At 62.4% G+C, this 25,089-nt stretch carries 26 protein-coding genes and 1 riboswitch; of the genes, 14 read left to right on the top strand and 12 right to left on the bottom strand.

Annotated features, from left to right (window positions below; all coding sequences use genetic code 11):
* Positions 1–213: 213 nt before the first annotated feature.
* Together BN1969_RS01750 and ftsH are read right to left on the bottom strand one after the other, a co-directional pair.
* Entirely contained in the window at positions 214–735 is a 522-nt protein-coding gene (locus BN1969_RS01750) for a GNAT family N-acetyltransferase (protein WP_050622710.1), read from the bottom strand.
* A gap of 69 nt (positions 736–804) precedes the next feature.
* Positions 805–2,934, bottom strand: coding sequence for an ATP-dependent zinc metalloprotease FtsH (gene ftsH / locus BN1969_RS01755; RefSeq protein ID WP_082203641.1), 2,130 nt, complete (start codon positions 2,932–2,934; stop codon positions 805–807).
* Between the two features lie 340 nt (positions 2,935–3,274).
* Here ftsH and rlmB point away from each other — a divergent pair, with 340 nt between their 5' ends.
* Both rlmB and BN1969_RS01765 read left to right on the top strand, forming a co-directional pair.
* Complete coding sequence (rlmB, locus tag BN1969_RS01760; protein WP_050622712.1) at positions 3,275–4,060, top strand: 23S rRNA (guanosine(2251)-2'-O)-methyltransferase RlmB; 786 nt, start codon at positions 3,275–3,277, stop codon at positions 4,058–4,060.
* 66 nt (positions 4,061–4,126) lie between these two features.
* The gene (locus BN1969_RS01765; RefSeq protein WP_082203462.1) at positions 4,127–6,376 is read left to right on the top strand and encodes a hypothetical protein; all 2,250 of its coding nucleotides are present in this window, start codon (positions 4,127–4,129) and stop codon (positions 6,374–6,376) included.
* A gap of 40 nt (positions 6,377–6,416) precedes the next feature.
* On the opposite strand, the gene BN1969_RS01770 is transcribed toward BN1969_RS01765, so the two are convergent.
* On the bottom strand, positions 6,417–7,361 hold the full coding sequence (locus tag BN1969_RS01770) for an alpha/beta hydrolase (protein WP_050622713.1): 945 nt from the start codon (positions 7,359–7,361) through the stop codon (positions 6,417–6,419).
* A 73-nt stretch (positions 7,362–7,434) separates the two neighbouring features.
* Positions 7,435–8,133: a hypothetical protein gene (locus BN1969_RS01775; RefSeq protein WP_050622714.1), complete on the bottom strand. Its 699-nt coding sequence runs from the start codon at positions 8,131–8,133 to the stop codon at positions 7,435–7,437.
* Positions 8,134–8,264: 131 nt separating this feature from the next.
* Between BN1969_RS01775 and BN1969_RS01780 the strand changes: the two genes are divergently transcribed.
* The 3 genes from BN1969_RS01780 (at position 8,265) to BN1969_RS01790 (ending at position 10,945) form a co-directional block, all read left to right on the top strand.
* Positions 8,265–8,687 (top strand): PaaI family thioesterase, encoded by a 423-nt coding sequence (locus BN1969_RS01780; RefSeq protein ID WP_157954667.1) that lies wholly within the window; start codon positions 8,265–8,267, stop codon positions 8,685–8,687.
* An 89-nt stretch (positions 8,688–8,776) separates the two neighbouring features.
* Positions 8,777–8,946: riboswitch (Lysine riboswitch) on the top strand.
* Between the two features lie 146 nt (positions 8,947–9,092).
* Positions 9,093–9,362: a hypothetical protein gene (locus tag BN1969_RS01785; RefSeq protein WP_050622715.1), complete on the top strand. Its 270-nt coding sequence runs from the start codon at positions 9,093–9,095 to the stop codon at positions 9,360–9,362.
* Between the two features lie 23 nt (positions 9,363–9,385).
* Positions 9,386–10,945 (top strand): Na+/H+ antiporter NhaC family protein, encoded by a 1,560-nt coding sequence (locus tag BN1969_RS01790; RefSeq protein WP_050622716.1) that lies wholly within the window; start codon positions 9,386–9,388, stop codon positions 10,943–10,945.
* Between the two features lie 87 nt (positions 10,946–11,032).
* Here the strand turns inward: BN1969_RS01790 and BN1969_RS18805 are convergent, their stop codons facing one another.
* From BN1969_RS18805 to BN1969_RS01820, 6 genes are all read right to left on the bottom strand, one after another.
* On the bottom strand, positions 11,033–11,161 hold the full coding sequence (locus BN1969_RS18805) for a hypothetical protein (protein ID WP_256183230.1): 129 nt from the start codon (positions 11,159–11,161) through the stop codon (positions 11,033–11,035).
* Between the two features lie 313 nt (positions 11,162–11,474).
* The gene (locus tag BN1969_RS01800) at positions 11,475–12,125 is read right to left on the bottom strand and encodes an ABC-2 transporter permease (protein WP_050622718.1); all 651 of its coding nucleotides are present in this window, start codon (positions 12,123–12,125) and stop codon (positions 11,475–11,477) included.
* On the bottom strand, positions 12,122–12,982 hold the full coding sequence (locus tag BN1969_RS01805; protein WP_050622719.1) for an ABC transporter ATP-binding protein: 861 nt from the start codon (positions 12,980–12,982) through the stop codon (positions 12,122–12,124). Before BN1969_RS01805 ends, BN1969_RS01800 begins: the two co-directional genes overlap by 4 nt.
* Positions 12,983–12,986: 4 nt before the next feature.
* Positions 12,987–13,361 carry a GntR family transcriptional regulator gene (locus BN1969_RS01810; RefSeq protein ID WP_050622720.1) on the bottom strand — a complete coding sequence of 125 codons (375 nt, stop codon included), beginning with the start codon at positions 13,359–13,361 and terminating at the stop codon, positions 12,987–12,989.
* A 341-nt stretch (positions 13,362–13,702) separates the two neighbouring features.
* Positions 13,703–14,548: a DegV family protein gene (locus BN1969_RS01815; protein WP_050622721.1), complete on the bottom strand. Its 846-nt coding sequence runs from the start codon at positions 14,546–14,548 to the stop codon at positions 13,703–13,705.
* A 2-nt stretch (positions 14,549–14,550) separates the two neighbouring features.
* Positions 14,551–15,045 carry a MarR family winged helix-turn-helix transcriptional regulator gene (locus BN1969_RS01820; RefSeq protein WP_050622722.1) on the bottom strand — a complete coding sequence of 165 codons (495 nt, stop codon included), beginning with the start codon at positions 15,043–15,045 and terminating at the stop codon, positions 14,551–14,553.
* A 197-nt stretch (positions 15,046–15,242) separates the two neighbouring features.
* Between BN1969_RS01820 and BN1969_RS01825 the strand changes: the two genes are divergently transcribed.
* From BN1969_RS01825 to prmA, 4 genes are all read left to right on the top strand, one after another.
* A complete protein-coding gene (locus BN1969_RS01825; protein ID WP_050622723.1) occupies positions 15,243–16,166 on the top strand; it encodes a putative ABC transporter permease in 924 nt (307 codons plus the stop codon).
* Between the two features lie 68 nt (positions 16,167–16,234).
* The gene (locus BN1969_RS01830; protein ID WP_050622724.1) at positions 16,235–16,768 is read left to right on the top strand and encodes a DUF1836 domain-containing protein; all 534 of its coding nucleotides are present in this window, start codon (positions 16,235–16,237) and stop codon (positions 16,766–16,768) included.
* A gap of 60 nt (positions 16,769–16,828) precedes the next feature.
* Positions 16,829–17,701, top strand: a complete 873-nt coding sequence (locus BN1969_RS01835) for a DegV family protein (RefSeq protein ID WP_050622725.1) — start codon at positions 16,829–16,831, stop codon at positions 17,699–17,701.
* Between the two features lie 35 nt (positions 17,702–17,736).
* On the top strand, positions 17,737–18,693 hold the full coding sequence (gene prmA / locus BN1969_RS01840) for a 50S ribosomal protein L11 methyltransferase (protein WP_050622726.1): 957 nt from the start codon (positions 17,737–17,739) through the stop codon (positions 18,691–18,693).
* A 265-nt stretch (positions 18,694–18,958) separates the two neighbouring features.
* Here prmA and BN1969_RS01845 read toward each other — a convergent pair whose 3' ends face one another.
* Both BN1969_RS01845 and BN1969_RS16925 read right to left on the bottom strand, forming a co-directional pair.
* Positions 18,959–19,411, bottom strand: a complete 453-nt coding sequence (locus BN1969_RS01845) for a hypothetical protein (protein ID WP_050622727.1) — start codon at positions 19,409–19,411, stop codon at positions 18,959–18,961.
* Between the two features lie 34 nt (positions 19,412–19,445).
* Positions 19,446–19,676, bottom strand: coding sequence for a PF20097 family protein (locus BN1969_RS16925; protein WP_077138675.1), 231 nt, complete (start codon positions 19,674–19,676; stop codon positions 19,446–19,448).
* A 203-nt stretch (positions 19,677–19,879) separates the two neighbouring features.
* Between BN1969_RS16925 and BN1969_RS01850 the strand changes: the two genes are divergently transcribed.
* From BN1969_RS01850 to BN1969_RS01870, 5 genes are all read left to right on the top strand, one after another.
* Positions 19,880–21,064 carry a cation diffusion facilitator family transporter gene (locus tag BN1969_RS01850; RefSeq protein WP_187120322.1) on the top strand — a complete coding sequence of 395 codons (1,185 nt, stop codon included), beginning with the start codon at positions 19,880–19,882 and terminating at the stop codon, positions 21,062–21,064.
* Between the two features lie 157 nt (positions 21,065–21,221).
* Positions 21,222–21,926 (top strand): response regulator transcription factor, encoded by a 705-nt coding sequence (locus BN1969_RS01855; protein ID WP_082203642.1) that lies wholly within the window; start codon positions 21,222–21,224, stop codon positions 21,924–21,926.
* 527 nt (positions 21,927–22,453) lie between these two features.
* Complete coding sequence (locus BN1969_RS19145) at positions 22,454–23,149, top strand: HAMP domain-containing sensor histidine kinase (RefSeq protein ID WP_423243654.1); 696 nt, start codon at positions 22,454–22,456, stop codon at positions 23,147–23,149.
* On the top strand, positions 23,055–23,531 hold the full coding sequence (locus BN1969_RS01865) for a sensor histidine kinase (RefSeq protein WP_242850262.1): 477 nt from the start codon (positions 23,055–23,057) through the stop codon (positions 23,529–23,531). Before BN1969_RS19145 ends, BN1969_RS01865 begins: the two co-directional genes overlap by 95 nt.
* Before the next feature lie 201 nt (positions 23,532–23,732).
* Positions 23,733–24,971, top strand: coding sequence for a S1C family serine protease (locus tag BN1969_RS01870; RefSeq protein WP_050622731.1), 1,239 nt, complete (start codon positions 23,733–23,735; stop codon positions 24,969–24,971).
* Positions 24,972–25,089: the final 118 nt, after the last annotated feature.

The raw sequence follows: 25,089 nt of genomic DNA on the forward strand, positions 1-25,089 counted from the left end.
GATTTAATTCACTCTGTCAAAAAGTCCTTCAGGGACCTTTTGGCAGCCTGTAATTCCTTCGCACCTGCGGGTGCGGGACTCTGCGGATCGTTTCCTACGAGCTGAGGGGGCCTGCGGTCTGCGCCGCGCCCCCCCCCTCCGCTCCCCGCTCTGCCGGTGTCGGTCCCGGATATGAGCTGCGCCCGCCTCAACTGAGGTGGGCGCAGCTCCCATTTACAGCTTTTTGTCGTAGCAGTTCAGAATCTCCCGGATAAAGCCCTGGAAGAAGAACTCCGTCCCGCCCACAAAGGTATAGCCCAGCTTGGGATACATGGTGTTGGCCGGAAGATTCCCCTCATAGGTGTCCAGGCGCATCACCTTTTTCCCCTTCCTGCGGGCCTCCTCCTCGCAGAAGGCCACGAACTCCCGTGCCTTCCCTCGCCCAGCCCACCGGGGGCTGATGCAGAGGGTGTGGATCACCATGACATCCTCCGGATCCGCCGGGACGGACCAGTTCAGTGCGGCATATTCCGCCAGCTGCTCTCCGTTCAGGTTGACGCAGCCGTACACCTCTCCGTCCTCCTCCGCCACATACAGGGTGCCGGCCTCCAGGGCCGCACGCGCGTGTTCAACCGTGGGGTACTTCCCCCGCTGCCAGTTGGTAAAGGAGGCGGGCCGTTTCTCCTCCTCCGCCAGGATCTCCTCATAGATGCTCCCCACCAGGGGCAGGTCCTGCTCTGTCGCCAGTCGGATCATACCTTCTCTCTCCCTCTTTGTCGATCTTGAAAAAATCGGGGCGGCTCAGCGCCGCCCCGGTCTTCTGCTTTACGGCCGGTCCTGCTCCGGCTTCTCATTGGGCCCTTCCCCGTCCTGAGGGGGCGGTGTCTCGTCATCCCGGGGCTGGGCGGGCGGCTCCTCCGGACCGCTCTGCTCCGGCTCTCCGTCTGGGAGCTGCGGCGCAGACACCGGCTCACTGACGATGTGGATGTTCTTGGCGGGGGGCTCGATGTCCCCAGTGAGGGAACGGCTCCTGCCCTGGGTGGAGGCGTAAGCGTCCTCCACCAGGGCGGGGTCCCGCCCCTGGATGATGGCCACCATCTCGCCGCCGGTGATGGTCTCCTTCTCCAGCAGGTAGGCCACCACCTTGTGCATGTCCTCCAGGTTTTCCCGGATCAGTTCCACTGCGTCCTGATAGCACTGGTCCAGGATGGCCTTTACCGCCTTGTCCATGACAGCGGCGGTGTCCTGGGCGCAGTCCAGGCCGTAGCCCCCGTCCAGGTACTGGTTACGGATGGAGCCCAGAGCCATCATACCAAACTCGTCGCTCATGCCGAACATGGCTACCATGTTCCGGGCCAGGTTGGTGGCCTCCTGGATATCCTGGGAGGCACCGTTGGTCATGGTGTTGAGCACCACCTGCTCGGCGGCCCGACCGCCCATGGAGACGGTGATTTTGGCCATCAGCTCTTCCTTGGTGCGCAGGTTGGTCTTGTCCTCCTCGGGCATCAGCAGGGTGTAGCCCAGGGAACCTTCCGTGTGGGGGACGATGGTGATCTTCTGCACGGGCTCGGCGTTCTTCTGCTTGTAGGCCACCATAGCGTGTCCCACCTCGTGGTAGGCCACCAGCTTCTTCTCAAACTCGGTAAGGACGCTGTTCTTCTTCTCGCTTCCAGCGATAACGAATTCGAAGGAGGCCAGCAGATCCTCCTGGGTGACCACTCTTCGGCCGTGCCGGACTGCCCGCAGGGCGGCCTCGTTCACCAGGTTGGCCAAGTCTGCGCCCACGGTCCCCGCGGTGGCCAGAGCGATCTTCTTGAGGTCCACGTCCTCTCCCAGCTTGATCTTCCGGGTGTGGACCTGGAGGGTGGCCAGACGGCCGGCCAGGTTGGGCCGGTCGATGGTAATGCGGCGGTCGAACCGGCCGGGCCGCAGCAGGGCCTTGTCCAGCACCTCGGGCCGGTTGGTGGCCCCCAGCACGATGACGCCCTTGCCCGGGTCGAAGCCGTCCAGCTCGGCCAGCAGCTGGTTCAGGGTCTGTTCCCGCTCGTCGTTGCCGCCCATGCGGTTGTCGCGGGACTTGCCGATGGTGTCGATCTCGTCGATGAAGATGATGCAGGGGGCCATCTTGCTGGCCTCCTTGAACAGATCGCGGACCCGGCTGGCGCCCACGCCCACAAACATCTCTACAAAGTCAGAGCCGGAGATGGAGAAGAAGGGCACGCCCGCCTCTCCAGCCACCGCTTTGGCCAGCAGGGTCTTACCGGTGCCCGGAGGGCCCACCAGCAGGGCGCCCTTGGGCAGCTTGGCACCGATCTCCGTGTACTTCTGGGGATTGTGGAGGATGTCGATGATCTCCTGGAGGGATTCCTTGGCCTCGTCCTGGCCAGCCACATCCCGGAAGGTGACGCCGGTCTTCTTCTCCACATAGACCTTGGCGTTGGCCTTGCCCACGCCGCCCAGGCCGCCCATGCCGCCCTTTCCACCGATGCCCCGGAACAGGAACATCATCAGTCCCACCATCAGCAGCAGGGGAAGCACATAGGAGAGGATCAGGCTGAGGAAATAGGCCGACTCGTCCACCGGCTCGGTGTAGGCGTGATCGGCGTGCTCCTCCAGCATGGCCAGCAGCTCCGGGTCGTCCACCCCGGCCAGGGGGACGGTGATATACTGCTTTTCCTCCTCCGTCTGGGCGGGAACAGGGATCAGGGAGTTCATCAGGCTTCCGCTCCCGCCGGAGGTCTCCTCCCGGGGCAGCTCCACCTCCACGCCGTCCCGCAGGGTGAAGGTGTATTTGCCGTTCTCCACATTGACGGTGTCGATCTTGTCCTCCGCCAGCCACTCCTTGAAGGTGGTGTAGGGCACTTCCACAGTACCCATGTTGGCATAGCTTGAGGTGCAGCTCTTGATCATCATTGTGAACAGCAGGGCCCAAAAGATGATGCTGACCAGGCCCATGATGTTTCTCTTGTTGTTATTTCCGTTATTGTTTCCTTTATCTGGTTTCAAAGGAGAAAACCTCCTGCCTTTTCCATAAGATCGTTCGGACTGCTCCGGCCGGGTGTGCGGGGTACATTGATTAGTATCATACCATATCTCCTTATTAAAAACAAGAAAGAGCGCTGTAAACATTTTGTGAAAGTTGACGATGCTGCCCCATCGCCCGTCTTTTTTCCTGGTTTCCTCTCTTTTCGGCCGTTTTCCTCCGATCCCCGCAATTTGACCCTTCCCCTCCCTGCCGGATTGTGATATATTATTTTATTATGCAAACTGGAACGACGGATGGGAGGACTGCTCCATGAACAAACGACCCCCGCTGCGCCGCTCCGCCCCTGTGGAGGCGGAAAACGACGGCGTCATTGAAGGCCGCAATGCGGTCACCGAGGCCCTGCGGGCCGGCGTAGCCATCGACAAGATCTTTCTCATGAAGGGGGACACCGATCCCACCCTGGGACACATCGCCTCCGCCGCCCGGGAGAAGGGCATTGTGGTAGTGGACGCCGACCGCCGGAAGCTGGACGGCATGAGCCGCACCCATTCCCACCAGGGGGTCATCGCCCTGGCCGCCGTGCGGGAATATGCCACTGTGGACGACATCCTGAATATTGCCCGGGAGCGGGGTGAGGCCCCCCTCATCGTGGTCTGCGACGAGCTCAGCGACCCACACAATCTGGGGGCGGTCATCCGCACCGCCGACGCCGCCGGTGCCCACGGAGTCATCATTCCAAAGCGCCGCTCCGCCGGCCTGACCGCCGTGGTGGCCAAGACCTCTGCCGGGGCGGTGGCCCATGTGCCAGTAGCCCGGGTGCCCAACCTGCCCTCCCTGCTCAAGGAGCTGAAGGAGGAGGGCGTCTGGGTGTTCGGCACCGCTGCCGGCGGTACCACCCAGCTCTATCAGGCCGATTTAAAGGGCCCCGCCGCCATCGTCATTGGCAGCGAGGGGGACGGCATGGGCCGTCTAGTGGCGGAGAACTGTGACTTCACCGTCTCCATCCCCATGTTTGGCAAGATCAACTCCCTCAACGCCTCCGCTGCCGCTGCCGTCCTGCTTTACGAGGCGGTGCGTCAGCGCCTGGGCGGATAACGCACCTGCCGCCCCCAGGGGTCAGCGGCACAGAATTCCCATTTCACACATCACAGAGGAATGACCATGAGCGACCGTGAGGATAAAAAACTGAATCTCGGCGACGAGCTGGCCGATGTCAAGTCCCTGATCGCCGGTGCGGAGGACGGCGGCTTCTCCCTGGACGACATTCTGGCCGAGTACGGCGTCAAAAGCCCGCCGGGGCGCAGCGCCATCCCCCTGCGCCCGTCGCCCCCGGAGGACGACGGCCCCGACCTGCCCTGGCCGGAGGCCCCCCGTCCCCGTCGGAACCGAGACAACGTGGTGGCCTTCCCAGGGGGAGGAGCTCTACCTCCGGAGGAGGACGGCCCCGCCCCCCAGGATGAGTCCGAGCCGGAGAAGGGCCCTTCGGAGCCCGAAGGGGAGGCCCCGGAGGCAGACGCCGTCCTGGATGCCGAAGAAAATGGAGACAAGGTGGTCGAGTTTCCCGAGGAGGAGAGCCCTCTGGCCTCCTTCCTCAAGGACATCAGCAAAAAGGCGGATGACTACGCCGACCGTATGTTTGAGGAGTCGGAGCAGATGGACCCAGAGGAGGTCCGCCGCCTGGAGACCCTGATCCCCGGCACCGACCAGGAGACGGAGGAGGACCTGCGCTATGTCCGCCGGCCCCGCCGGCAGGAGCCCCCGCCCCCCGACCTCCCCCCCCAGGAGCTGGCCCGCACCTACGGCAAGGGCCTTAAGGGGCTCCGGGTCCGCTCCCTATTGGTCTTTCTTTTGGCCGCCGCCGCTCTGGTCCCCTGCCTGCTCCCCTCGCTCCCTGTCTCCCTCCCCCCGGAGCTGGCGGTGGGATATCCCCTCCTCCTCTGGATCTCCGCCGGGCTTCTGGGGGCAGGTATGCTGCTGTCTCTCGACGTGCTGGCCGCCGGCCTGTGGCGCGGTGTGAGGCTGAAGGTGGGGATGGACACCCTGGCCGCCCTCTCCTGCGCCTTCACCCTGGCGGATACCTTGCTGCTGGCCGGGAGCCAAGACCGGGGCGGGCAGCTCTCCTACTGTCCCGCCGCCCTGTTCGGCCTGTTCTTCCTGCTCCACGGCACCTATCACAAGCGGTGTGCCCTGCGCCTGTCCTGCCGCACCGCAGCGGCTGCCGCGGAGCCCTATCTGGTCACTCTGGACGAGGGCAAGTGGAACGGGAAGGACACCTACGCCAAGTGGTCCGGCACCCCCGCCGGCTTTGGCAGCCAGATCCAGATGGACGACGGCGCCCAGCGCATCTACCGGGTGTTCTGTCCCGTCCTGCTGCTGGCCTGCATAGTCTTTTCCCTGCTGGCCTCCTTCGGCATCGGGGAGGGGGAGCACCTGATGTGGTGTCTCTCCGCCACCTTCACTGCCGCCGCCGGCTTCGGCGGGGCACTGGCCTATGGCCGCTCCTTCCACAAGGTGGCCCGCCGGGTCTCCCAGAGCGGCGGTGCCTTGGCCGGCTGGCCCGGCGCGGCCGGGTCCCGGCGGGGCAACCGGGTCCTCATCACCGATCTGGACCTGTTCCCCCCCGGCTTTGTGGAGCTCAACGGCATCAAGGTCTTTGGGGACTTCTCCGTGGAACGGGTGGTGGGCTACACCGCCACCCTGATCCGGGACTCGGGCTGTGGGCTGGAAAAGCTCTTCCACGACCTGCTCCGCACCCAGGGGGCCATCTTCCGCAGGGCGGACAGCCTGTGCTGCTATGAGGGCGGAGGCCTCTCCGCCAACATCCGGGGGGACCAGGTGCTGGTGGGTTCCGCCGCCTTCATGAACCTGATGGAGGTGCCCCTGCCCCAGGGGCTGAACGTGAAAAACGCGGTCTTCTGTGCCATCGATGGAGAGCTGGCCGGCATCTTCGCCCTGAATTACACCCTGCCCGACACCGTGTTTCCCTCCCTCACCTCCCTGCTTCGGGAGCGGGTTGGGCCGGTGCTGGCCACCCGAGACTTCAATCTCATCCCGGCCATGCTCCAGCAGCGGTTCAAGCTGGCGGCAGACCGGATGGACTTTCCTCCGGTGGAACGCCGGCGGGAGCTGTCCGATCCGGAGCAGGACCACACCGGCGTGCTCACCGCCGTGCTCTGTCGAGAGGGGCTGCTCCCCTTCGCCGAGTCGGTGGTGGGGGCCCGCCGCCTGCGACGGGCCGTCCGGGCCTCCGCGGTGCTCACCTGCGCCGGCTCCACCCTGGGGGTTCTGCTGGCCTACTACCTGACTTCTGTGGACGCCTACGCCTCCCTCTCCCCCCTGAACCTGCTGTTTTATCTGCTGATGTGGCTGCTGCCTGTGTGGTTCCTCAGCGGCTGGGTCCACCGGTATTGAAAAGCCGGGCGCGCCGCTCTGCGCGGCGCGCCCGGTCTCTTTACGCCCGTCCCTCCCGGGGCATGTGGGCCTCCAGCCAGGCCAGCAGGTCGTCAAAGACCTGCTGCCGGTCCAGCTCGTTAAACATCTCATGTCGGCCGCCTGGATACAGCTTCAGGGTCACGTCCCGGCAGCCCGCCGCCTGGAACATGGCGTACACTTTGCGCACCCCTTTTCCCATGCCGCCCACCGGGTCCTGGTCCCCAGAGAAGAAATAGACCGGCGTGTCCGGGTCCATCCGCGCCAGATTCTCCCGGCGGGCAATGTACTGGAGACCGCCCATCATGTCCCGGAACATGGACACGCTGGACTTGTGGCTGCACAGCGGGTCGGCCAGATAGGCGTCCACCTGCTCCTCGTCCCGGGAGAGCCAGTCCGCGCTGGTCCGGTTGGGCCGGAACCTGCGGTTATAGGCCCCCAGGGAGAGGCGGTCCACCAGCGGGCTCACCCCGTCATACCCCAGCCGGCGGCACTCCAGTCCGGCCAGCAGCTTTCCGAAAGCCACCAGGGGGGCGGGCTCCTGCCCGGTCCCCGACAGGATGGCTCCGTCCACCGTCCCCGGATAGTCGATGAGGTAGGTCCGGGTGAGGAAAGAGCCCATGGAGTGGCCCAGGAGGAAGTAGGGGACGCCCGGATGCTTCTCCCCCTGGATGCGGCGCAGTCGGGCGATGTCGGCCACTACCAGCTTCCACCCGTTCTGGGGGGCGAAGGCGCCGTAGCGGCCGTCCTGGACCGTGTTCCCGTGTCCCAGGTGGTCCTCGCCGCACACCAGAAAGCCCTGTCGGGTCAGGAATCGGGCCGCTGTCTCATAGCGGCCGATGTGCTCCCCCACCCCGTGTACGATCTGCACCACGCCCCGAGGCTCCTCCGGGGGCAGCCACGCCCCGGCGTAGCAGGAGCTGCTCCCATCGCTGGACGGAAATCGGAACTGTTGAAATTGACACATGACACCGGCCCTCTTTCGTGTTAAGATACCCTCTGGTCCTTATGGCTCAAGTCTATCAGATTTTCTCCATCCGTCAACCCCCGCTGGGCAGGGGCTGCATCTGCTCCAGCAGGCATCGGATGGCCTCCATGCGGTGCTCCGCCTGCCCGTCCAGCGTCTCATACAGCCCCCCGCAGGCGGTGCTGTCCCCTTCCGCTGCCGCCCGCTGGCATAACCGTCTCCACTTCTGCTCCTGCAGGAACTGTTCCCGCAGCGCTGCGGCCAGGGGGCAGACCCGCGGGATGGGCGGGCTGGAGAAGTGGTAGCAGGCGCCGGTGAGCAGGAACCAGCAGGCCGCCAGCCGCTGGGCCGTCCTGCGCTGCTCCGCCGCCAGGGCGTTCAGGGTCCGGGCCCCGCTGCCCCGGGCCCGCCGGGCCAGCTCCAGATAGATCCTGTGGCCCATCCAGGCCCCTTCCATCAACTCCTCCAGCTGCCGGACCTGCCCAGCGGCCTGCTCCGCCGGAGCGGGAACTTGGCTCTGGGGCTGGAGCTGCGCCGAGCTCTGGATCTGGGCCGCCGGGGCGGCCCCCTGATCCTGATTCTGGAGCTGCGCCGGGGCGGGTATCCGTTCCGCCTGCCGCTCCACCCCGGTCCCCGGCCCGGTCGGCGCCCCCACCTGGATGGGGCTCATGTCCTGGTTGGGCATCACTCTGCGCCAGACCCGCTCAAAGGTCTCCAAATCCACCACCGCCCGCTCCGTGTCCTGGGCCGGGGCGGTCTGTCTCTGTTCCACAGTCGCTCCCTCCTTATTTCGGGCCTGCGCCCGCCTGGATTCTCCCCATCCTATGCGCCGGAGGGGCGGATGGATACAACTCTCCCCGTTTTCCCGTCTTTCAGACTTTTTGTGAAAAAGGAGTGTTTCCCTTGTCTCTCTCTTCTTCCAACGCCGACCTGCCTGGAGTCCACCTCAACTCCGTGGTCAACGCCCCCCACCAGTTCTCCTATGAGAGCGGCGTTCTGGTCACCCGGGTGGAGCCCGGCTTTGCCCAGGGGGTGCTGGAGGTGGGCCCCAACAGCATCAACCCCCACGGCAAGGTCCACGGCGGCGCCCTGGCCACCCTGGCGGACACAGTGGGCGGGTGCTGCGCCTGTTCTAAAGGGGGGCTTTGCGTCACCTCCAGCAGCACCATGGAGTTCCTCCGCCCCGCCGATGGCCCCCGCATCTTCTGCACTGCCACCCCGAAGAAGATGGGCTACCACCTCTCCGTCATCCAGGTGGAGCTGACCAATGTGTCCGGTGAAACCGTGGCCACCGGGACTTTCACCTTTTTCATGTCCCACAGCTGACTTTTTTCTCGTTTTTTCCCAAACCGCCCGTCAAATGCCTTGACTTTTTGACAGAGGCGTGGTAGGATACTTGCACTTCCAACTGAATCGTGTCGGATAGAGGCGCGGCGCTCATGCGTACGCCGGGACAGAGGCCAGGCAGCCGTCCCGGGGGAGAGGGAACGCCGCCGAAGGTCGGGCCGCCTGCCTGGGCGTCCCCTCCTGGGCCGGGGGAGAAGATCCCCCGGACTGTCACTGCAAGTGGAGCGCTATCCAGGGGGGCCTGCCGTCTGGCCTGTTTTCGCCGCCAGACCGCCCCCCTTCGCCATGGCCGCTCCGGGATCGCGCGCCATGGCCTTTTCTTTTGTCTGACCGCCGCTTCAGCTGGGATGTGTGTGGATCAAAAGAAAGGAAGGAACGATTTCTATGAGAACGCGACGCACCTGGATCACACGGGCGGTGCTGGTGGTCATGCTGCTGCTGGCCCTGACCACCTCCGTCTTCGCCTCCAACCCCACCGACGAGCCGGGCAGCAAGATGATCGAGTGTCCCGACTGCGGCACCAGCACCGCCTGTATGGTGTGCTACGGCCTGGACCCACAGTGCGAGTCCTGCGGCGGGGCCCATGAGGGTGTGACCTGCGGCGGGGGCCGGGATGGCCAGGCCTTCTCCTATTCACACCTTCATGGGGGGTAAGGACAGCTCCCCCCCTTGNCAATGTGTGTGCCACCTGCGGCGGGACCGGCTATGTCCAGTCCCCCAGCAGCTTTTACAACACCGCCTTCTCCCTGTTGCCCCCGGTCATCGCCATCGCCCTGGCCCTGATCACCAAGGAGGTCTACTCCTCCCTGTTCATCGGCATCCTGGTGGGCGGCCTGCTCTACTCCAACTTTGCCTTTGAGGGCACCCTCGTCCACGTGTTCAGCGACGGCATCGTCTCCGTCCTGTCTGACAGCTACAACGTGGGCATCCTGATTTTCCTGGTCATCCTGGGCACCATGGTGTGCCTGATGAACAAGGCGGGCGGCTCCGCCGCTTTCGGCCGCTGGGCCAAGAAGAACATCAAGAGCCGGGTAGGCGCTCAGCTGGCCTCCATCGTGCTGGGCTGCCTGATCTTCATCGACGATTACTTCAACTGCCTCACCGTGGGCAGTGTGATGCGCCCCATCACCGACCGGCATCATGTGTCCCGGGCCAAGCTGGCTTATATCATCGACGCCACCGCTGCCCCGGTGTGCATCATCGCCCCCATCTCTTCCTGGGCGGCCGCCGTCTCTGGCTTTGCGGAGGACGGCCAGGGTCTGACCCTGTTCATCCGGGCCATCCCCTATAACTTCTATGCCCTGCTCACCATCGTAATGATGCTGGGTCTGGTCCTGATGAAGGTGGATTTCGGCCCCATGGCCAAGTTCGAGCGCAACGCCATTGAGAACAACGACCTCTTCTCCGGTTCCAACCCCTATGCCATGCTGGATGAGGAGATCGACGACACCAAGGGCACGGTCATGGACCTGGTGCTGCCCATCGCGGTGCTGGTCGTCTGCTGCGTCATCGGCATGATCTACTCCGGCGGCTTCTTCTCCGGCACCGACTTTGTCTCTGCCTTCTCCAATTCGGACGCCTCCGTGGGCCTGATGTTCGGCTCTGCCTTCGGCCTGCTCTTCGCCCTGATCTACTACACCGTGCGCCGGTCCATGTCCTTCAAGGAGATGATGTCCTGCGTTCCTGAGGGCTTCAAGGCCATGGTCCCCGCCATCCTCATCCTCACCTTTGCCTGGTCTCTGAAGTCCATGACCGACTCCCTGGGCGCCAAATATTTTGTCCGTGATTTTGTGTACAACAATGCGGAGAGCCTGCAGAACTTCCTGCCCGCCATTGTGTTCCTCATCGGCTGCGGCCTGGCCTTTGCCACCGGCACCAGCTGGGGCACCTTCGGCATCCTGATCCCCATCGTGCAGAACGTCTTCCCCCTGGACAATCCCCTGGGCATCATCTGCATCTCCGCCTGCATGGCGGGCGCTGTGTGCGGCGACCACTGCTCCCCCATCTCTGACACCACCATCATGGCCTCTGCCGGCGCTCAGTGCGACCATGTGAACCACGTGTCCACGCAGCTTCCCTACGCCATCTCCTGTGCGGTCATCTCCTTTGTCACTTATATTGTGGCCGGTTTCGTGCAGACCCCCTTCATTGCCCTGCCTGTGGGCATCGTACTCATGCTGGCTTTCCTGTTTATCATGAAGCAGCTCTCCCCCGGCCAGTCCCACCGCGCCGCATGACCCAGCTCTTTTCCGGCCATCTTATTTCCCTCAAGTGAAAAGCCCCGGCATCCGCATTTTCGGATGCCGGGGCTTTTTCCTGTCTTTTTACTGTTTTTCCTCCTGCTCCAGCTTCTCCCGAAGCACTTTGAGGGCAAAATCCACCGCTGGGATGGACTTGGCCGCGCAGTACTGGCGGATATTCTGCAGCTCTCGGATCGCCTCCTGTGTCGTCACGGCGCTCACGCTCCCTTTCCCTGTATTCTCCTTTTATTGTACCACGGGGTCCGGGCCGGGCGCAAGGGGCCCGCCGTTCCGGCGCGCTCATTTTCCGCCCCGGCCCCCGCCCCAGAGGATCAGGAGGACACCCCCGGCCGCTATTCCCCAGGCCGCCGGACCGTCCGGCTCAATGCTCCTGGGAAGACAGAGGAGCGCCAGCGCCCGCCCCAGCGCCCTCCCGCCCCCCAGGGAAGGCCGCGCCNGACAGAGGAGAGCCAGCGCCAGCCCCAGCGCCTTTCCGCCCCACAGGGACGCCCGCGCCCAGTCCACCTCAGAACTCCTTCCTGGCGTAGATCCTGCAGGAGATCCAGCAGGACAGGAGCATCCCCACCAGGGGCACCAGTGGCACCAGGGCAAAGACCCCCAGGACAGCAAGCTCGGGCAGCTGATCCAGCCAGGACAGGTCTATCCCATCGAAGAGGCCCAGCTTGGCGCCCCCCAGCAGCACCACGATAGGGGCAAAAATGATGACATACATCCAAGGCCGGGCCCGCTCCGGCCCCAGCTGATAGACCACCGGCAGCATAATGTCCGCGATCATCAGCCCTAAGCCCATAGAGACCAGCAGGGTGGCCAGCAGCTCCCCCAGATCCTCCCGTGCCAGCAGGGAGGCCAGGATGCTCCCCACCAGCCCGATGGCCGCCGCCGCCAGCAGCACCAGCAGCAGGAAGAGATACCGGGCCTTTACCACAGCGGTACGTCCCACGGGCAGCACAGCTGCGTACCGGTCCCACTTCGCCGCCTCGTCATAGCTGAAGCTGGAGATGGGCAGCACCATCACGATCACCTCCACCATAGCCAGGGCCATGGACATGGGGAAAACGCCCAGCACGGCCAATCCGGAGTAGAACAACAGGAACAGGGCATAGAGCCTCAGGGTCTTCCGCATCACAAGGGCATCCTTCATCATCAGGCCGGTCATGCCGACTCCCCCTTTCCGATCAAGAGCATGATATCCTCCAGCGTCACCCGGTCCAGCATCAGGCCGGGGTATTTCCGGGCAAAGGCCGCCCGGTCCCGTACCAGCGCTTCACAGCCGAAGCTGCCCTTCCGCACCCGCACCAGATCTCCGGGCTGGATGTCCCGCAGCTGGGCCTGGGTGCAGCCCAGCTTGGCATAGTGCTCCAGAATGGCGTCCTTGCTGTCCGAGAGCACCACGCGGCCCTGGTGGATGTAGGTGATATAGTCTGCGATCTTCTCCAGGTCGCTGGTGATATGGCTGGAAATAAGGATCGCGTGCTCCTCGTCCTCGATAAAGCCCTGGAACTCGTCCAGGATCTCATCCCGCACCACCGGGTCCAGCCCCGCGGTAGCCTCGTCCAGGATCAGCAGCCGGGGCCGGTGGGCCAGGGCCGCCGCCAGGGACAGCTTCATTTTCATGCCCCGGGAGTATTCCTTGATAAATTTTTTCTCCGGCAGTTTGTATTTCTTCAGATACCGGCGGTAGAGCTCCTCGTCCCAACCCCGGTACACCGGCGCCAGAATGACGCCTACGTCCTTTGCCCGCAGGCTGTCATGGAAGAAGCACTCGTCCAGCACTACTCCCACATCCTGCTTGATCTCCTTCTCTCCCTCCAGATCATCCATCCCCAGCAGGGTGACGGTCCCGGCGTCCCGCCGGACCAGGTTCAGCAGGCATTTGATGGTGGTGGTCTTGCCCGCCCCGTTTTCCCCGATCAGTCCCATGATGGCTCCGCCGGGGACCCGGAAGGAGACATCCTCCAGGGCAAATCCGTCGTATTCCTTCCGCAGTCCCTCTGCGACAATGATGTTTTCCATCGCTTTACACCTCTTGATACAGCTCTGTCAGCATTTCCTTCAGCTCCTCCAGAGACACCGCCCCGCGTCGGGCCTCTTCGATGGCCTGGGTGAGCTTTTCCTCCACCCGGCGCAGCTGGGCCTCCCGCAGCAGCTCCCGGTTCTGGGGGGCTACAAAGCACCCCTTTCCCGGCACATTCTCCAGGAATCCGTCCCGCTCCAGCTCCTCATAGGCCCGCTTGGTGGTGATGACGGAGATCCGCAGCTCCTTGGCCAGCAGGCGCATGGAAGGCAGGGCGTCCCCTGCCGCCAGCGCGCCTGCCATGATCTGCTCCTTGACCTGGTCCGCGATCTGTTCGTAGATCGGCTTTCCGCTGGAATTACTGATGATGATGTCCACTTGCGGCACCTTATAAGCACCCCGCCAGACCAGGCGTGCGGCGTCCGGACCGCCGCCGGCCCGCCCAGGGGAGCGCTTATCCTTTCTCTCGGGTCATATTGTATATATACTATATGCACAGTATAACAGTCATTTTCCTTTTGTCAATAGGCCGGCCCTATTTTTTTGAAAAAATTGTGGGCCGCCCGAAAGGCCTTCTCTCGGGAAAGGCGGCACGGCGCATACCGTCATAAATGAGGGGGCGGCCTTCCATGGAGATGCAGGCCTGCAGGGAACAGCGAAAGCCGCCCCCTCCGCCAAGCTGGCGAAAGGGGCGGCTTTTTCCGCAATCCCGCAAAATATTATTCCTGATCCAGGTAGACCACTACGGCTCCGTCGGGGCCCACATGGGTACCCACCACAGCCCCCACAGAATTCTGCTCCACCCGGGCCGGGTGATACTTCTCCACCACCCGCTCCCGCAGCTGGTCACAGAGGTTGTGGGTCTGGGTATATCCAAAGTACAGGGGCAGACGGGGCTCAGGATGGATCTCGTCCCCCATCAGCTTCAGCAGGTTGTCCAGGCCGTTCTTGACCCCCAGGCCCTTGCCCAGGATGCCCACCTCTCCCTCCCGCAGGGTGATGAGGGGCTTCACCTTCAGCAGCGTCCCCACCACCGCCATGGAGGCGGGCAGGCGTCCCCCCTTATGCAGATACTCCAGGGTGTTCACGATGCCGAACAGGCGCACCCGGTGGCTGGCGGATTCCACCTGCTCCGCGATCTCCCGTGCGGACAGCCCCTCATCCCGCAGCACGCAGGCAAAGTCTACCAGCATTCGCAGCCCGCACAGGGCCTGCTGGGAGTCCACGATATAGATCTCGTCGTAGCCGCTGAGCTCCTTGGCCAGCTGAGCGCTCTGGAAAGTGCCGCTGAGCTTGGAAGCCAGCAGCACACACACCAGGCTGTCCCCCGCGTCCCGTACCTGCTCAAAATGGGACAGGAAGTCCTGGGGGGTGGGCTGGCTGGTGGTCGGCAGGCTCTCTGCCTGGGCCAGCCGTCGAAAATACTCCTGGTGGGTGATCTCCACATTCTCCCGGAAGGCCTCCTCCCCGAAGTTCACCAGCAGCGGGACCACTCGCACCCCCTTCTGCTCCGCCTCTTCCGGCAGGATATCGGATGTGCTGTCGGTCAGGATCTGAACGGACATGGTCAAGAACCTCCCTTTTTTTCACTGACGCCGGTCTTCCCCGGCCGCTTCAACGAGTCGAACAGCTCGTCCAGCTGACGCAGGCACTGGACCAGCACCTGGGACTCCTCCTCATTCAGACGGCTGCATACCCGGTGGACTACCCGGCCATAGAACTGGGTATGGACCCGGCTGGCCTCCGCCCCCTTCTCAGTCAGCAGGACCCGTATCACCCGCCGGTCCCGGTTCTCCCTCTCCCGGACCAGGTATCCCTTCCGCACCAGAGTGTTCACCGCTACCGTCAGCGAGCTGACCTGGATGGAGAGGCCGTCGGCGATGCCTGTCATGGTGTTGCGGCCGTCCGCCATCCGCTCCCCCACTGCATCCAGCACGTGCAGTTCCCGCACGGAGAGGTCATCCGCCCCCACGTGGTGCAGGGCCCGCTCCTCCAGATCCATGATATGGTCGAACATGTGGTCCAAAAAGCTCTTGAAATAGCGCTCCTGCTCCGCTGTCACCGGGCTCTCCCCCTCTCCGCCGACAAGTATTTTTCTTTGAATTTCAAATAGTTTGAAGTTCTAATTATTTTACTCTGTCCTTTTCGTCCTGTCAAGTATTCCCACAAATTTTCTGGACTTTCCCCGGCAAATCGGCTATACTTCTTAACAGACAGACATGGACGCATCCCACACAGCCTGAGGGCAGGAGGTATCTTTTGCATTCTTTTTATTTGTTTTTATGGATCTTTTTTATTTATTCCTTTCTCGGCTGGTGCCTGGAGGTCTGCTTTTTCGCCCTGAACACCGGTAAATTTGTCAACCGCGGCTTTCTCAACGGCCCGGTCTGTCCCATCTACGGCTTTGGCGTGGTCATCGTGGTCCTCTGCCTCACCCCTCTTATGGAGAACACACTCCTGCTCTTTCTGGGCTCGGTGCTCCTCACTTCCCTGCTGGAACTGGGGGTTGGCTTTGCGCTGGAGAAGCTTTTCCATCAGCGCTGGTGGGACTACACCAACGAGCCTTTCAACCTGGGCGGCTATATCTGCCTGCGCTTCTCCCTGGCCTGGGGGCTGGCCTGCCTGCTGGTGATGGAGATCATCCACCCCTCGGTGCTATGGCTTATCCGCCACATCCCCCACACCCTGGGCCTGGTCCTGCTGGCCTGCTTCGTCTCCGTCATGGCGGTGGACCTGACCGCCACCGTGCGCACCATCGCCCGGATCAACCGCAGCCTGGGCCAAATCGACGAGCTGGCCGGCCGTATCAAGGCTCTCTCCAATGATTTGGGCGAAAATTTGGCTGACCGGGTGCTGGATGCAGCCGAGAAAGGTGCGGACTGGAAGGAGTCCCTGGCCGACCGGCGTGAGGATCTGATGGAGGATCTGGCCAGTTGGAAAGAGGAGCTGGCCGAGCAGCGCAGCGAATATCAGCTGGATCTGGCGCTGCGCCGGGCCCAGCGTCTGGAGGAGCTGGAACAGCTGCGCAAATCCCTGAGCGAGCTGCTGGACCGCCACACCTTCGGTCAACGCCGCCTGCTGCGGGCTTTCCCCCAGATGCGCTCCATCGACCACAAGCAGGCCCTGGAGCGGCTGCGCCAGCGTCAGAAGGAGCGTCAGGAGAAAAAAGGCGGGTCTGTGTGATCTTCCTTTGCAGTATCTGTTATTTTGTGATATACTAACGATAACCACTTTTGAAAGGGGGCTCTCCCTTGGATGAGCTTTTGGACCTGAAGCAGCGGCTGGAGCAGGAGCGTCCCACCCCCTGGGCGGAGCTGCCTGATCTGGCCCTTTACATGGATCAGATCATCTCCTACATGCCCCGCCAGCTGATCCATTTCGACGACGGCGAGGTCCTCACCTCTGCCATGGTCAACAACTATATCAAGGACGGTCTGGTCCCCCGGGCGGACGGGAAGCGGTACGGTCCCATCCATCTGGGCTACCTCACCGCCGTGTGCGCCCTGAAGCGGGTGCTCTCCGTGCGGGACATGAAGGTGCTCATCTCCGCTGGGGAAAAGCGGGAGAAGCCGCCGGAGGAGCTGTACGCCTACTTCCTCCAGGCCCTGGACCGGGCGCTGAATGAGACCGCCCAATCCCTGCCACCCCAGGCCGCCCCCGAGGACCTGCCCCGCCTGGCCCTGGACCTGGCCCTGCGCAGCTATGCCAGCCAGCTGGCCTGTGCACGCATCCTGGATATCCTCCAGCCCCCGTGCGAGGAGGCCCCAAAAAAGGCAAAAAAGTGATCTCATCGCGATCCCTTCGGAGCGGCACCGCTCCAGTTCAAATATCAGGAGGTCAATCTTATGTCCGACTTCATCATTCTCACCGACTCCTCCGCCGACCTGAGCGGAGAGATGGCCCAGGCTGCGGACGTGCAGGTACTTCCCCTCACTTTCACCATCGGCGGGGCCGATTACCACAACTACCCTGACAACCGGGAGATGGACCCCCATCTCTTCTACCAGCGCCTCCGTGCCGGCGAGGTGGCTACCACCGCCGCAGTCAACATGAACCAGTATGTGGAGGCCATCGAGCCCCTGCTCCAGGCTGGCCGGGACGTGCTGGTACTGGCTTTCTCCTCTGGTCTGTCGGCCACCTTCCAGTCCTCCAAGCTGGCGGTGGAGGAGCTGAGTGAGAAGTACCCGGAGCGGAAGCTGTACACTGTGGACACCCTGTGCGCCTCCCTGGGCCAGGGGCTGCTTGTGTGGTACGCCGCCCAGGAGCGGAAGAAGGGCCGCACCATCGAGGAGGTCCGGGACTGGGCCGAGGCCAACAAGCTCTCCCTCTGCCACCAGTTCACGGTGGATGACCTGCACTTCCTCAAGCGGGGCGGGCGCATCTCCGCCACCACCGCCGTGGTGGGCTCCATGCTCCAGATCAAGCCTGTGCTCCACGTGGACGACGAGGGGCACCTCATCAACATCGGCAAGGCCAGGGGCCGGCAGTCCTCCCTGAAGGCCCTGGTAGACAAGATGGAAAAGACCGTCACCGAGGCGGGGAAACAGACCGTCTTCATCAGCCACGGCGACTGCCTGGAGGACGCGGAGGCCGTGGCCCAGATGGTCCGGGAGCGCTTCGGCACCCAGGACATCCGCATCAACTATGTGGGCCCCGTCATCGGCGCCCACTCCGGCCCCGGCACCCTGGCTCTGTTTTATCTGGGCACTCAGCGCTGAGCCAACTTCTATTTTCATCACAAAGGAGCGTCTCCATGGACGAGATCAAATGGCTGGAAGTGGCCGTCAACACCACCCCGGACCGCCTGGACGAGGTGACCGCCAAGCTGACCGCCGCGGGCATGACCGGGCTGGTCATCGAGGATGAGGGGGAGTTCCAGCAGTTTCTGGAGCAGAACCGGCAGTACTGGGACTATGTGGACCAGGAGCTGATGGACCGGATGCGGGGCGTCACCCGGGTGAAGTTCTACGTCACCGACGACGGGGCCGGCCGGGTCCAGCTGGAGCAGTACACACGTGGCCTGGACGCGGAGTACACCGTCACCCCCCTGACGGACAACGATTGGGCGTACAGCTGGCAGAAGTACTATAAACCTCTGGAGGTCGGCCGGCGCCTCTATGTAGTGCCCGAGTGGATGCGGGATGAGCGCGTTCCAGAGGGCCGCAGCCCCCTGTACCTCAACCCCGGCCTCACCTTCGGCACCGGCTCCCACGCGTCCACCCAGCTCTGCCTGGAGGGGGTGGAGGAGCACACCCTCACCGGCCGGCCCGTGCTGGACCTGGGCTGCGGCAGCGGCATCCTCTCCATCGCTGCTCTGTGCTTGGGTGCCAGCACCGCCGCCGCGGTGGACATCGACCCCAAAGCGGTGGATGTGGCCTATGAGAATGCTGCCCTCAACGGCATCGGCCGGGACCGCTATACCGTCCGGGCGGGAGATATCCTCTCCGACCGGGCGCTGGCCGCCCAGCTGGCCTGTCAGCGCTATCATCTGGTGCTGGCCAACATCGTGGCCGACGTGATCATCCCCCTGTCCGCTCAGGTCCCCGCTCTGCTGGCGGAGGATGGGGTGTTCCTGTGCTCCGGCATCATCGACACCCGCGCTCACGAGGTGGAGGAGGCCCTGGTCCGCCAGGGGCTGACCCTCACCGGCCGGCGGGAGAAGAACGGCTGGGTGGCCCTGGAGGCCCGCTGCCCCTCCCCCCGGGGCTGATCTCCCCCTCCCCGCTCCCCCGCCGCGGGCGGTTGGCGACACATGGTTTTCCTTTGTCCCATTTGGACTTATTTAGGCCTGCCCAACGATTTATTCGCCGAAATGCACAGAAAAAGCTCCACCCTTGAACAGGTGGAGCTTTTCCCTAGTCTATGTTTGACCTGCATGTTGCAAACCTCAAAAGGCACATACCAACACACTGATGATGAAAATTTAGTATGCACTTTTTCAATACAAGCCAGTCCAAAAATTAAAACGAGGCAACTTACTTCGGCAGCTCGCTTTCTTCAACGGCAACTGCTTCAAGGTCAATATCGCTCCAATAAGCTCCAATGTCTGCACTCGTAAAGTATTCAAAATTGCCTGTTGAGGATTTTAGATTGCCAGTCTTTACTCCATAGCAGCCATAAATCAATTCGTAGGTCGTTCCGTCGGATAGATTAAATCTAAAACTGGTTATCTTTGCTCCTGTGGTTTCTTCTACTTCTTTGAGTTCTAAGGTCAGCCCCTCGAACATATCATACAAGTCTTTTATAGTTTCTTCTGCATCAACAACTTTCTTTTCTGCTGAAACGGGCGCTCCCGCATAGCGGTACAGTTCAATGGTTTCAACATCTCCAACCTCAAATGGAAAGTTGATATTGACCGTTTTTTTGTTGCAGCCGACCAGCCAAAGCATTAAAACCAGTAAGGATATCAAAGCTATTGTTTTTTTCATACTACCATGCTCCTCTGTTAAATCAGGATTTATATTATTCGTTGCTGTCCATCCACATTAAAATCTTCTTACATTTAGGACAGTACCATGCAGTTTTTTCAAGAACAGAAGTTTCTACGCTGATCGTTTTTCGGGTAAAAAAACCTTTTAGCCCACATTTTTTCTTTTCTTCATTAGAAGTAAATTCATACCAATGTCCACCACCTTGTCCAATACCTTCAACAGTTCCTTGTTCCATTTCCATTCCACAATCTAAACATTTCATATACTACTTCCTCCTAGGCAAATTGGGAATTTATTTTCTGTCTATTTTATCATAGTTTTCTGCTCTGTTCAATGTATAGTAAAATCGATGGAGTTGGAGCCCATCAGTCCCGAGGTAAAAAAGGGTCCCCACCTCCTTTTTCTTGACTGCTCCTTCCAGATGTGGGATAATAATAAAATTCCGAAATGACAGGAGGAGTCCCCGTGACCGCGTTTCTCATTCGTCTTCTGCTCCCCTCCGGTGCGGATCCCGGAGACCCCCAGGTCCGTCAGCGGTGCGGCTCTGTGTCCGGGGGCGTGGGCATCGTGCTCAATGCCCTGCTCTTTCTGGGCAAGCTCCTCTCCGGCCTGGCCACCGGCTCCATTGCCGTGGTGGCCGATGCCTTCAACAACCTGTCTGATGCTGCCTCCTCCGTCATCACCTTGGTGGGGTTCCGGCTGGCCGGACAGGACGCCGACCAAGAGCACCCCTTCGGCCACGGACGGATGGAGTACCTCACCGGTCTGGTGGTGGCCCTGGCCATCCTTCTGATGGGGGTGGAGATCGGCAAGTCCTCCCTGGAGAAGATCTTTTCCCCGGAAGTCACCACCTTCTCCTGGATGGCGGTGGTCATTCTCTTCCTCTCCATCCTGGTAAAGCTGTGGATGTTCTTCTTCAACCGGACCCTTGGCCGCCGCATCGGCTCCGCCGCCATGGAGGCCACCGCAGCAGACTCCCTCTCCGACTCCGTCTCCACTGGGGTCGTTCTCCTGTCCACTCTGATCTCTCACTTCCTCCATGTCCAGGTGGACGGCTTCGCCGGCCTGCTGGTGGCGGTGTTCATCCTGAAGACTGGGTGGGATTCTGCCAGGGAGACCCTGGACCCTCTGCTGGGCCGCCCCATGGACCCCTCGCTGGCCACCGATATCGACCGGCTGGTCCTGTCCCACCCCCACGTCCTCAACATCCACGACCTAGTCTACCATGACTACGGCCCCGGGCGGGCCATGATGTCCTTCCACGTGGAGGTCCCCGCCGGCTGCGACCTGCTGGAGATCCACGACGTAGTGGACCACATCGAGCGGGAACTGAAGGAGCGCCACCACATCGAGACCGTCATCCACGTGGACCCGGTGGTCAATGACGAGCGCACCCTGGCCCTGCGGGACCAGGTGACCCGGCTCACCCAGGAGCTGGACCCGGTCCTCACCATCCACGATTTCCGCATCACAGCTGGTCCGCTCCACACCAACCTGATCTTTGACGTGGTGGTCCCCTATGGCTTCCGCCTCACCGACCAGCAGGTGCTGGAGCAGCTCACCCGGTCGATCCGAGCCCTGTCCGATCACTACTACCCGGTGATCCAGGTGGATCACTCCTATATCGATCAGCGGAGCGTCCAAAACTGAGGGATATTTACAAAAAATTCACCCAAGAGGGGCAAAATCCCTTATAATAGAAGGAGAACGGTGTGATGCGGGGCCGTGGCACGCGCTCCCGGTCACAGGATAAACTTTGGGGAGCGCCCTGTCTCTTCCCCGAAACATGGAAAAGGCGGTGCTGATGATGGCAAAAAAAGTTCTGATCGTAGAGGACGACAGCAACATTGCGGAGCTTCTGAACCTCTACCTGGAAAAAGAGGGCTTTGAGCCCCTGGTGGCCAAGGACGGCGGCAAGGGGGTGGAGCAGTTCCGGGCTTTCCAGCCCGACCTGGTGCTGCTGGACATCATGCTGCCGGTGATGGATGGCTGGTCCGTACTGAAAAAGATCCGGGAGAGCAGCAAGGTGCCCGTCATCATGCTCACCGCCAAGGGGGAGACCAGCGACAAGGTCTCCGGCCTGGAAATGGGTGCGGACGACTATATTGTCAAGCCCTTTGAGATGAAGGAGGTCCTGGCCCGCATCCACGCTGTGCTGCGGCGCACCGCCGGCGGCGAGGAGGAGGGGGGCGCCAAAAAGCTGGCCTTTGACAAGCTGGTCATCAATCTGGACTCCTATGAGCTGATCGTCAACGGCCAGCCGGTGGACACCCCGCCCAAGGAGCTGGAGCTGCTGTTCCACCTGGCCTCCTCCCCCAACCGGGTATTCACCCGCAACCAACTGCTGGATGAGGTGTGGGGCTTTGACTACTTCGGAGACTCCCGCACTGTGGACGTGCATATCAAGCGCCTGCGGGAGAAGCTGGAGGGGGTCAGCGACCAGTGGCGTCTGAAAACGGTCTGGGGCGTGGGCTACAAGTTCGAGGTCTCCCCCGCCGGGACGCCCGGCTGAGGCAGGTGTTTGCCTTGAAAAGCCTGTATAAGCGCCAGCTGTTCATGATGGTGGCCATCGTCTTTCTCTCCTTTTTCATGCTGTCCGCCGCTTTCATGATGCTCTCCTACCGCTATATCATCGCAGAAAAGCGGGACGCCATGGAGCGCAACGCCGACTATATCGCCTCCTTTACTTCCGAATATATCCAGCAGTCTGGGAGCCTGGATGTCTACTTCCGCAGCTATGTGGCTACCCTGGCTTCTGTCTCCGACTCCAACGTGCTGCTCTCCGATGTGGACGGGGATATCATCTATGCCTCCGGCGGCAGCTCCTCCGACCTGTCCAATTACACCGACAGCCGCATCCCCCAGCGGGTCCTCCAGCAGGTGCTGTCCAGCGGTTCCTACAACGGCCTGACCAACCTGGACGGCATCTACTCCGAGAAGCGGTATCTGGCCGCCTACCCCTTCGGCATCATCTTCGGCGGAGCCACCATCCCTCAGGGGCTGGTGCTGGTCTCCTCCGACACTTCCAGCGTCTCCGAGATGTGGCGTGCCACCGCCACCATCTTTTTCTTTACCGCTGTGACGGTGCTGCTCATCGCCGTGATCGCCAGTTCCATCACCTCCTCTCATCAGGTCCGTCCGCTGAACGAGATGGCAGAGGCCGCCCGGAAATTCGGGCAGGGGGAGTTCGACGTGCGGGTCACAGGCTATGAGAACCGGTGCGACGAGGTGGGCACCCTGGCGGAGGCTTTCAACTCCATGGCCGCCTCCCTGTCCAAGGTGGAGACCCAGCGCAGCGAGTTCATCGCCAATGTCTCCCACGAGCTCAAGACCCCCATGACCACCATCTCCGGCTTTGCGGAGGGCATCCTGGACGGCACCATCCCCCCGGAGCGGGAACGGGACTCCCTGGAGATCATCGTCTCTGAGACCCGCCGCCTGTCCCGGCTGGTGCGGCGGATGCTGGACCTGTCCCGCCTCAATGCTTTGACGGAGAACATCACCGCTCAGGAGCAGTTCGACCTCACGGAGACCGTCTCCCAGGTATTGGTCAGCCTGGAGGGCAAGATCACCGGACGTGACCTGGATGTGGACGTTAAAATGCCGGACGAGCCCCTGAAGGTGTGGGGCGACCCGGATNTTGACGGAGAACATCACCGCTCAGGAGCAGTTCGACCTCACGGAGACCGTCTCCCAGGTATTGGTCAGCCTGGAGGGCAAGATCACCGGACGTGACCTGGATGTGGACGTTAAAATGCCGGACGAGCCCCTGAAGGTGTGGGGCGACCCGGATTCGGTGACCCAGGTGTGCTACAACCTGCTGGACAACGCCGCCAAATTTGCCGCCAAGGGGACCACCATCACGGTCCAGATCACCAAAAAGGACGGAAAGGCGTACACCTCCATCCGCAATCTGGGGGCCACCATCCCCCCAGACGAGCTCTCTCTCCTCTTTGACCGCTTCCACAAGGCGGACTACTCCAGAAGCATGGACCGGGAGGGCGTGGGCCTGGGCCTGTATATCGTCAAGACCATTCTGGGCAATCTAAAAGAAAACATCACCGTGACCAGTGAGGACGGTGTCACCAACTTTACCTTCACCCTCACCCTTGCCTGAGTTCTTCCAGGCTCCTCTGTGACGTTTTCTTTGGGCCTGCGGCGCGGACCCCTTTCGTCCGGCCGCGTATGTTTGTCCCCCCTGCGGCATATTCTTTGACTGGAAGGGCGTGCGGGCGGCCCTTCGCCCCCATGTCCCCCTGCTCCGAGCAGGAATCTTCACACTGAACTGAGCGCCCCAGGGCGCGGGGAGGTTTCTTCTATGGACAATCGAAGCGATGGGCTCTGGCAGGGCGGCCCCTGGGAGCAGCCTGCCCGCCCCTTCTCCCCGCCGCCCGCCGTGGTGATCCCGCCCCAGAAATACCGTCCTCCCAGGCCGCCCCAACGCCGCCACAGCGGTCGGATCGGCTTTCTCGTCGCGCTGACTTTGATCGTCTCCCTCACCGCCCTTGCAGTCTTGTTCAATGGCGGCCTCGCCCCCCGTTCCGCGGACCCCGTCCCCTCTGGGTCCGACCCGGGATACAGCAGCTGGGAGCAGGAGGAGGACCTCTCCGCGCCCCCCTCCATTCCGCAGGCGGAGACCGGCACCGGCGTCATCCTCTCCATCACTCCCCCCTCCGGTGAGGCGCTGACCTACACCCAGGTCTATGAAAAGGCCGCCCCCTCCATTGCGGCCTTGACCGCATACAGCGCCGGAATGGTCTCTACCGGTACTGGGATCGTACTCACTGCCGACGGATATATCGTTACCAACGCCCATATCATCGCCGGCGCCGAACAGGTCAACGTCACCCTCTCCGACGACTCGCTCTGGTCCGCCCAGTTGGTGGGCTTCGAGCCTTTGGAGGATCTGGCGGTGCTGAAGATCGACGCCTCCGGCCTCACCCCCGCCCAATTTGGCGATGACACCCTGCTCCGCAGCGGAGACCCCGTCTCCGCCATCGGCAACCCCATGGGCTACCGCTCCACCATCACGCCGGGCATCGTGTCTGCCCTGGATCAGCCGGTATCAGTGGAAGGGACCACCATGTACCTCCTCCAGACCAGCGCAGCCATCAACTACGGCAGCTCCGGGGGCGCCCTGCTCAATGATCGGGGCCAGGTGGTGGGGGTGACCACCATCAAGATCGTGGCAGACGACGGCTCTGCCGAGGGGCTGGGCTTCGCCATCCCCACCACCCGGGTCAAGCAGGTGGTGGACCGCCTCATCGCTGGAGCGCCGGTCACCCGCCCTTCCCTGGGGATCATCGTACGCCGGGGCCAGGGGGAGAACGGCGGTCTGGTGGTGGAGGAGGTAGATCCGGACAGCGACTGCCACCGGCAGGGCATTCAGCCCCAGGATATCATCGTGGCGGCCAACGGGCAGCAGGTCCAGACCTTCGCCGACCTGGAGCGGATCAAGCGCACCCTGGACGTGGGCGACTCCCTGCTCCTGGAGGTCCTGCGGGGCGGGGAGCACCTGGAGTTCACCGTCACTCTGATGGATCAGGACGACTTCTGACTCTGTCCCCGCCCAAGCGCGTCTCCCGGTCCGGGAGATACGCTTATTCTGTGTGGAAATCCTCCATGGACGTTTTCCACAGCATGCATCCCGCTACTTTTCCGCCCGCTCTGGGGCG

The sequence above is a fragment of the Clostridium phoceensis genome (genome assembly GCF_001244495.1).
GTDB classification, from domain to species: domain Bacteria; phylum Bacillota; class Clostridia; order Oscillospirales; family Oscillospiraceae; genus Lawsonibacter; species Lawsonibacter asaccharolyticus.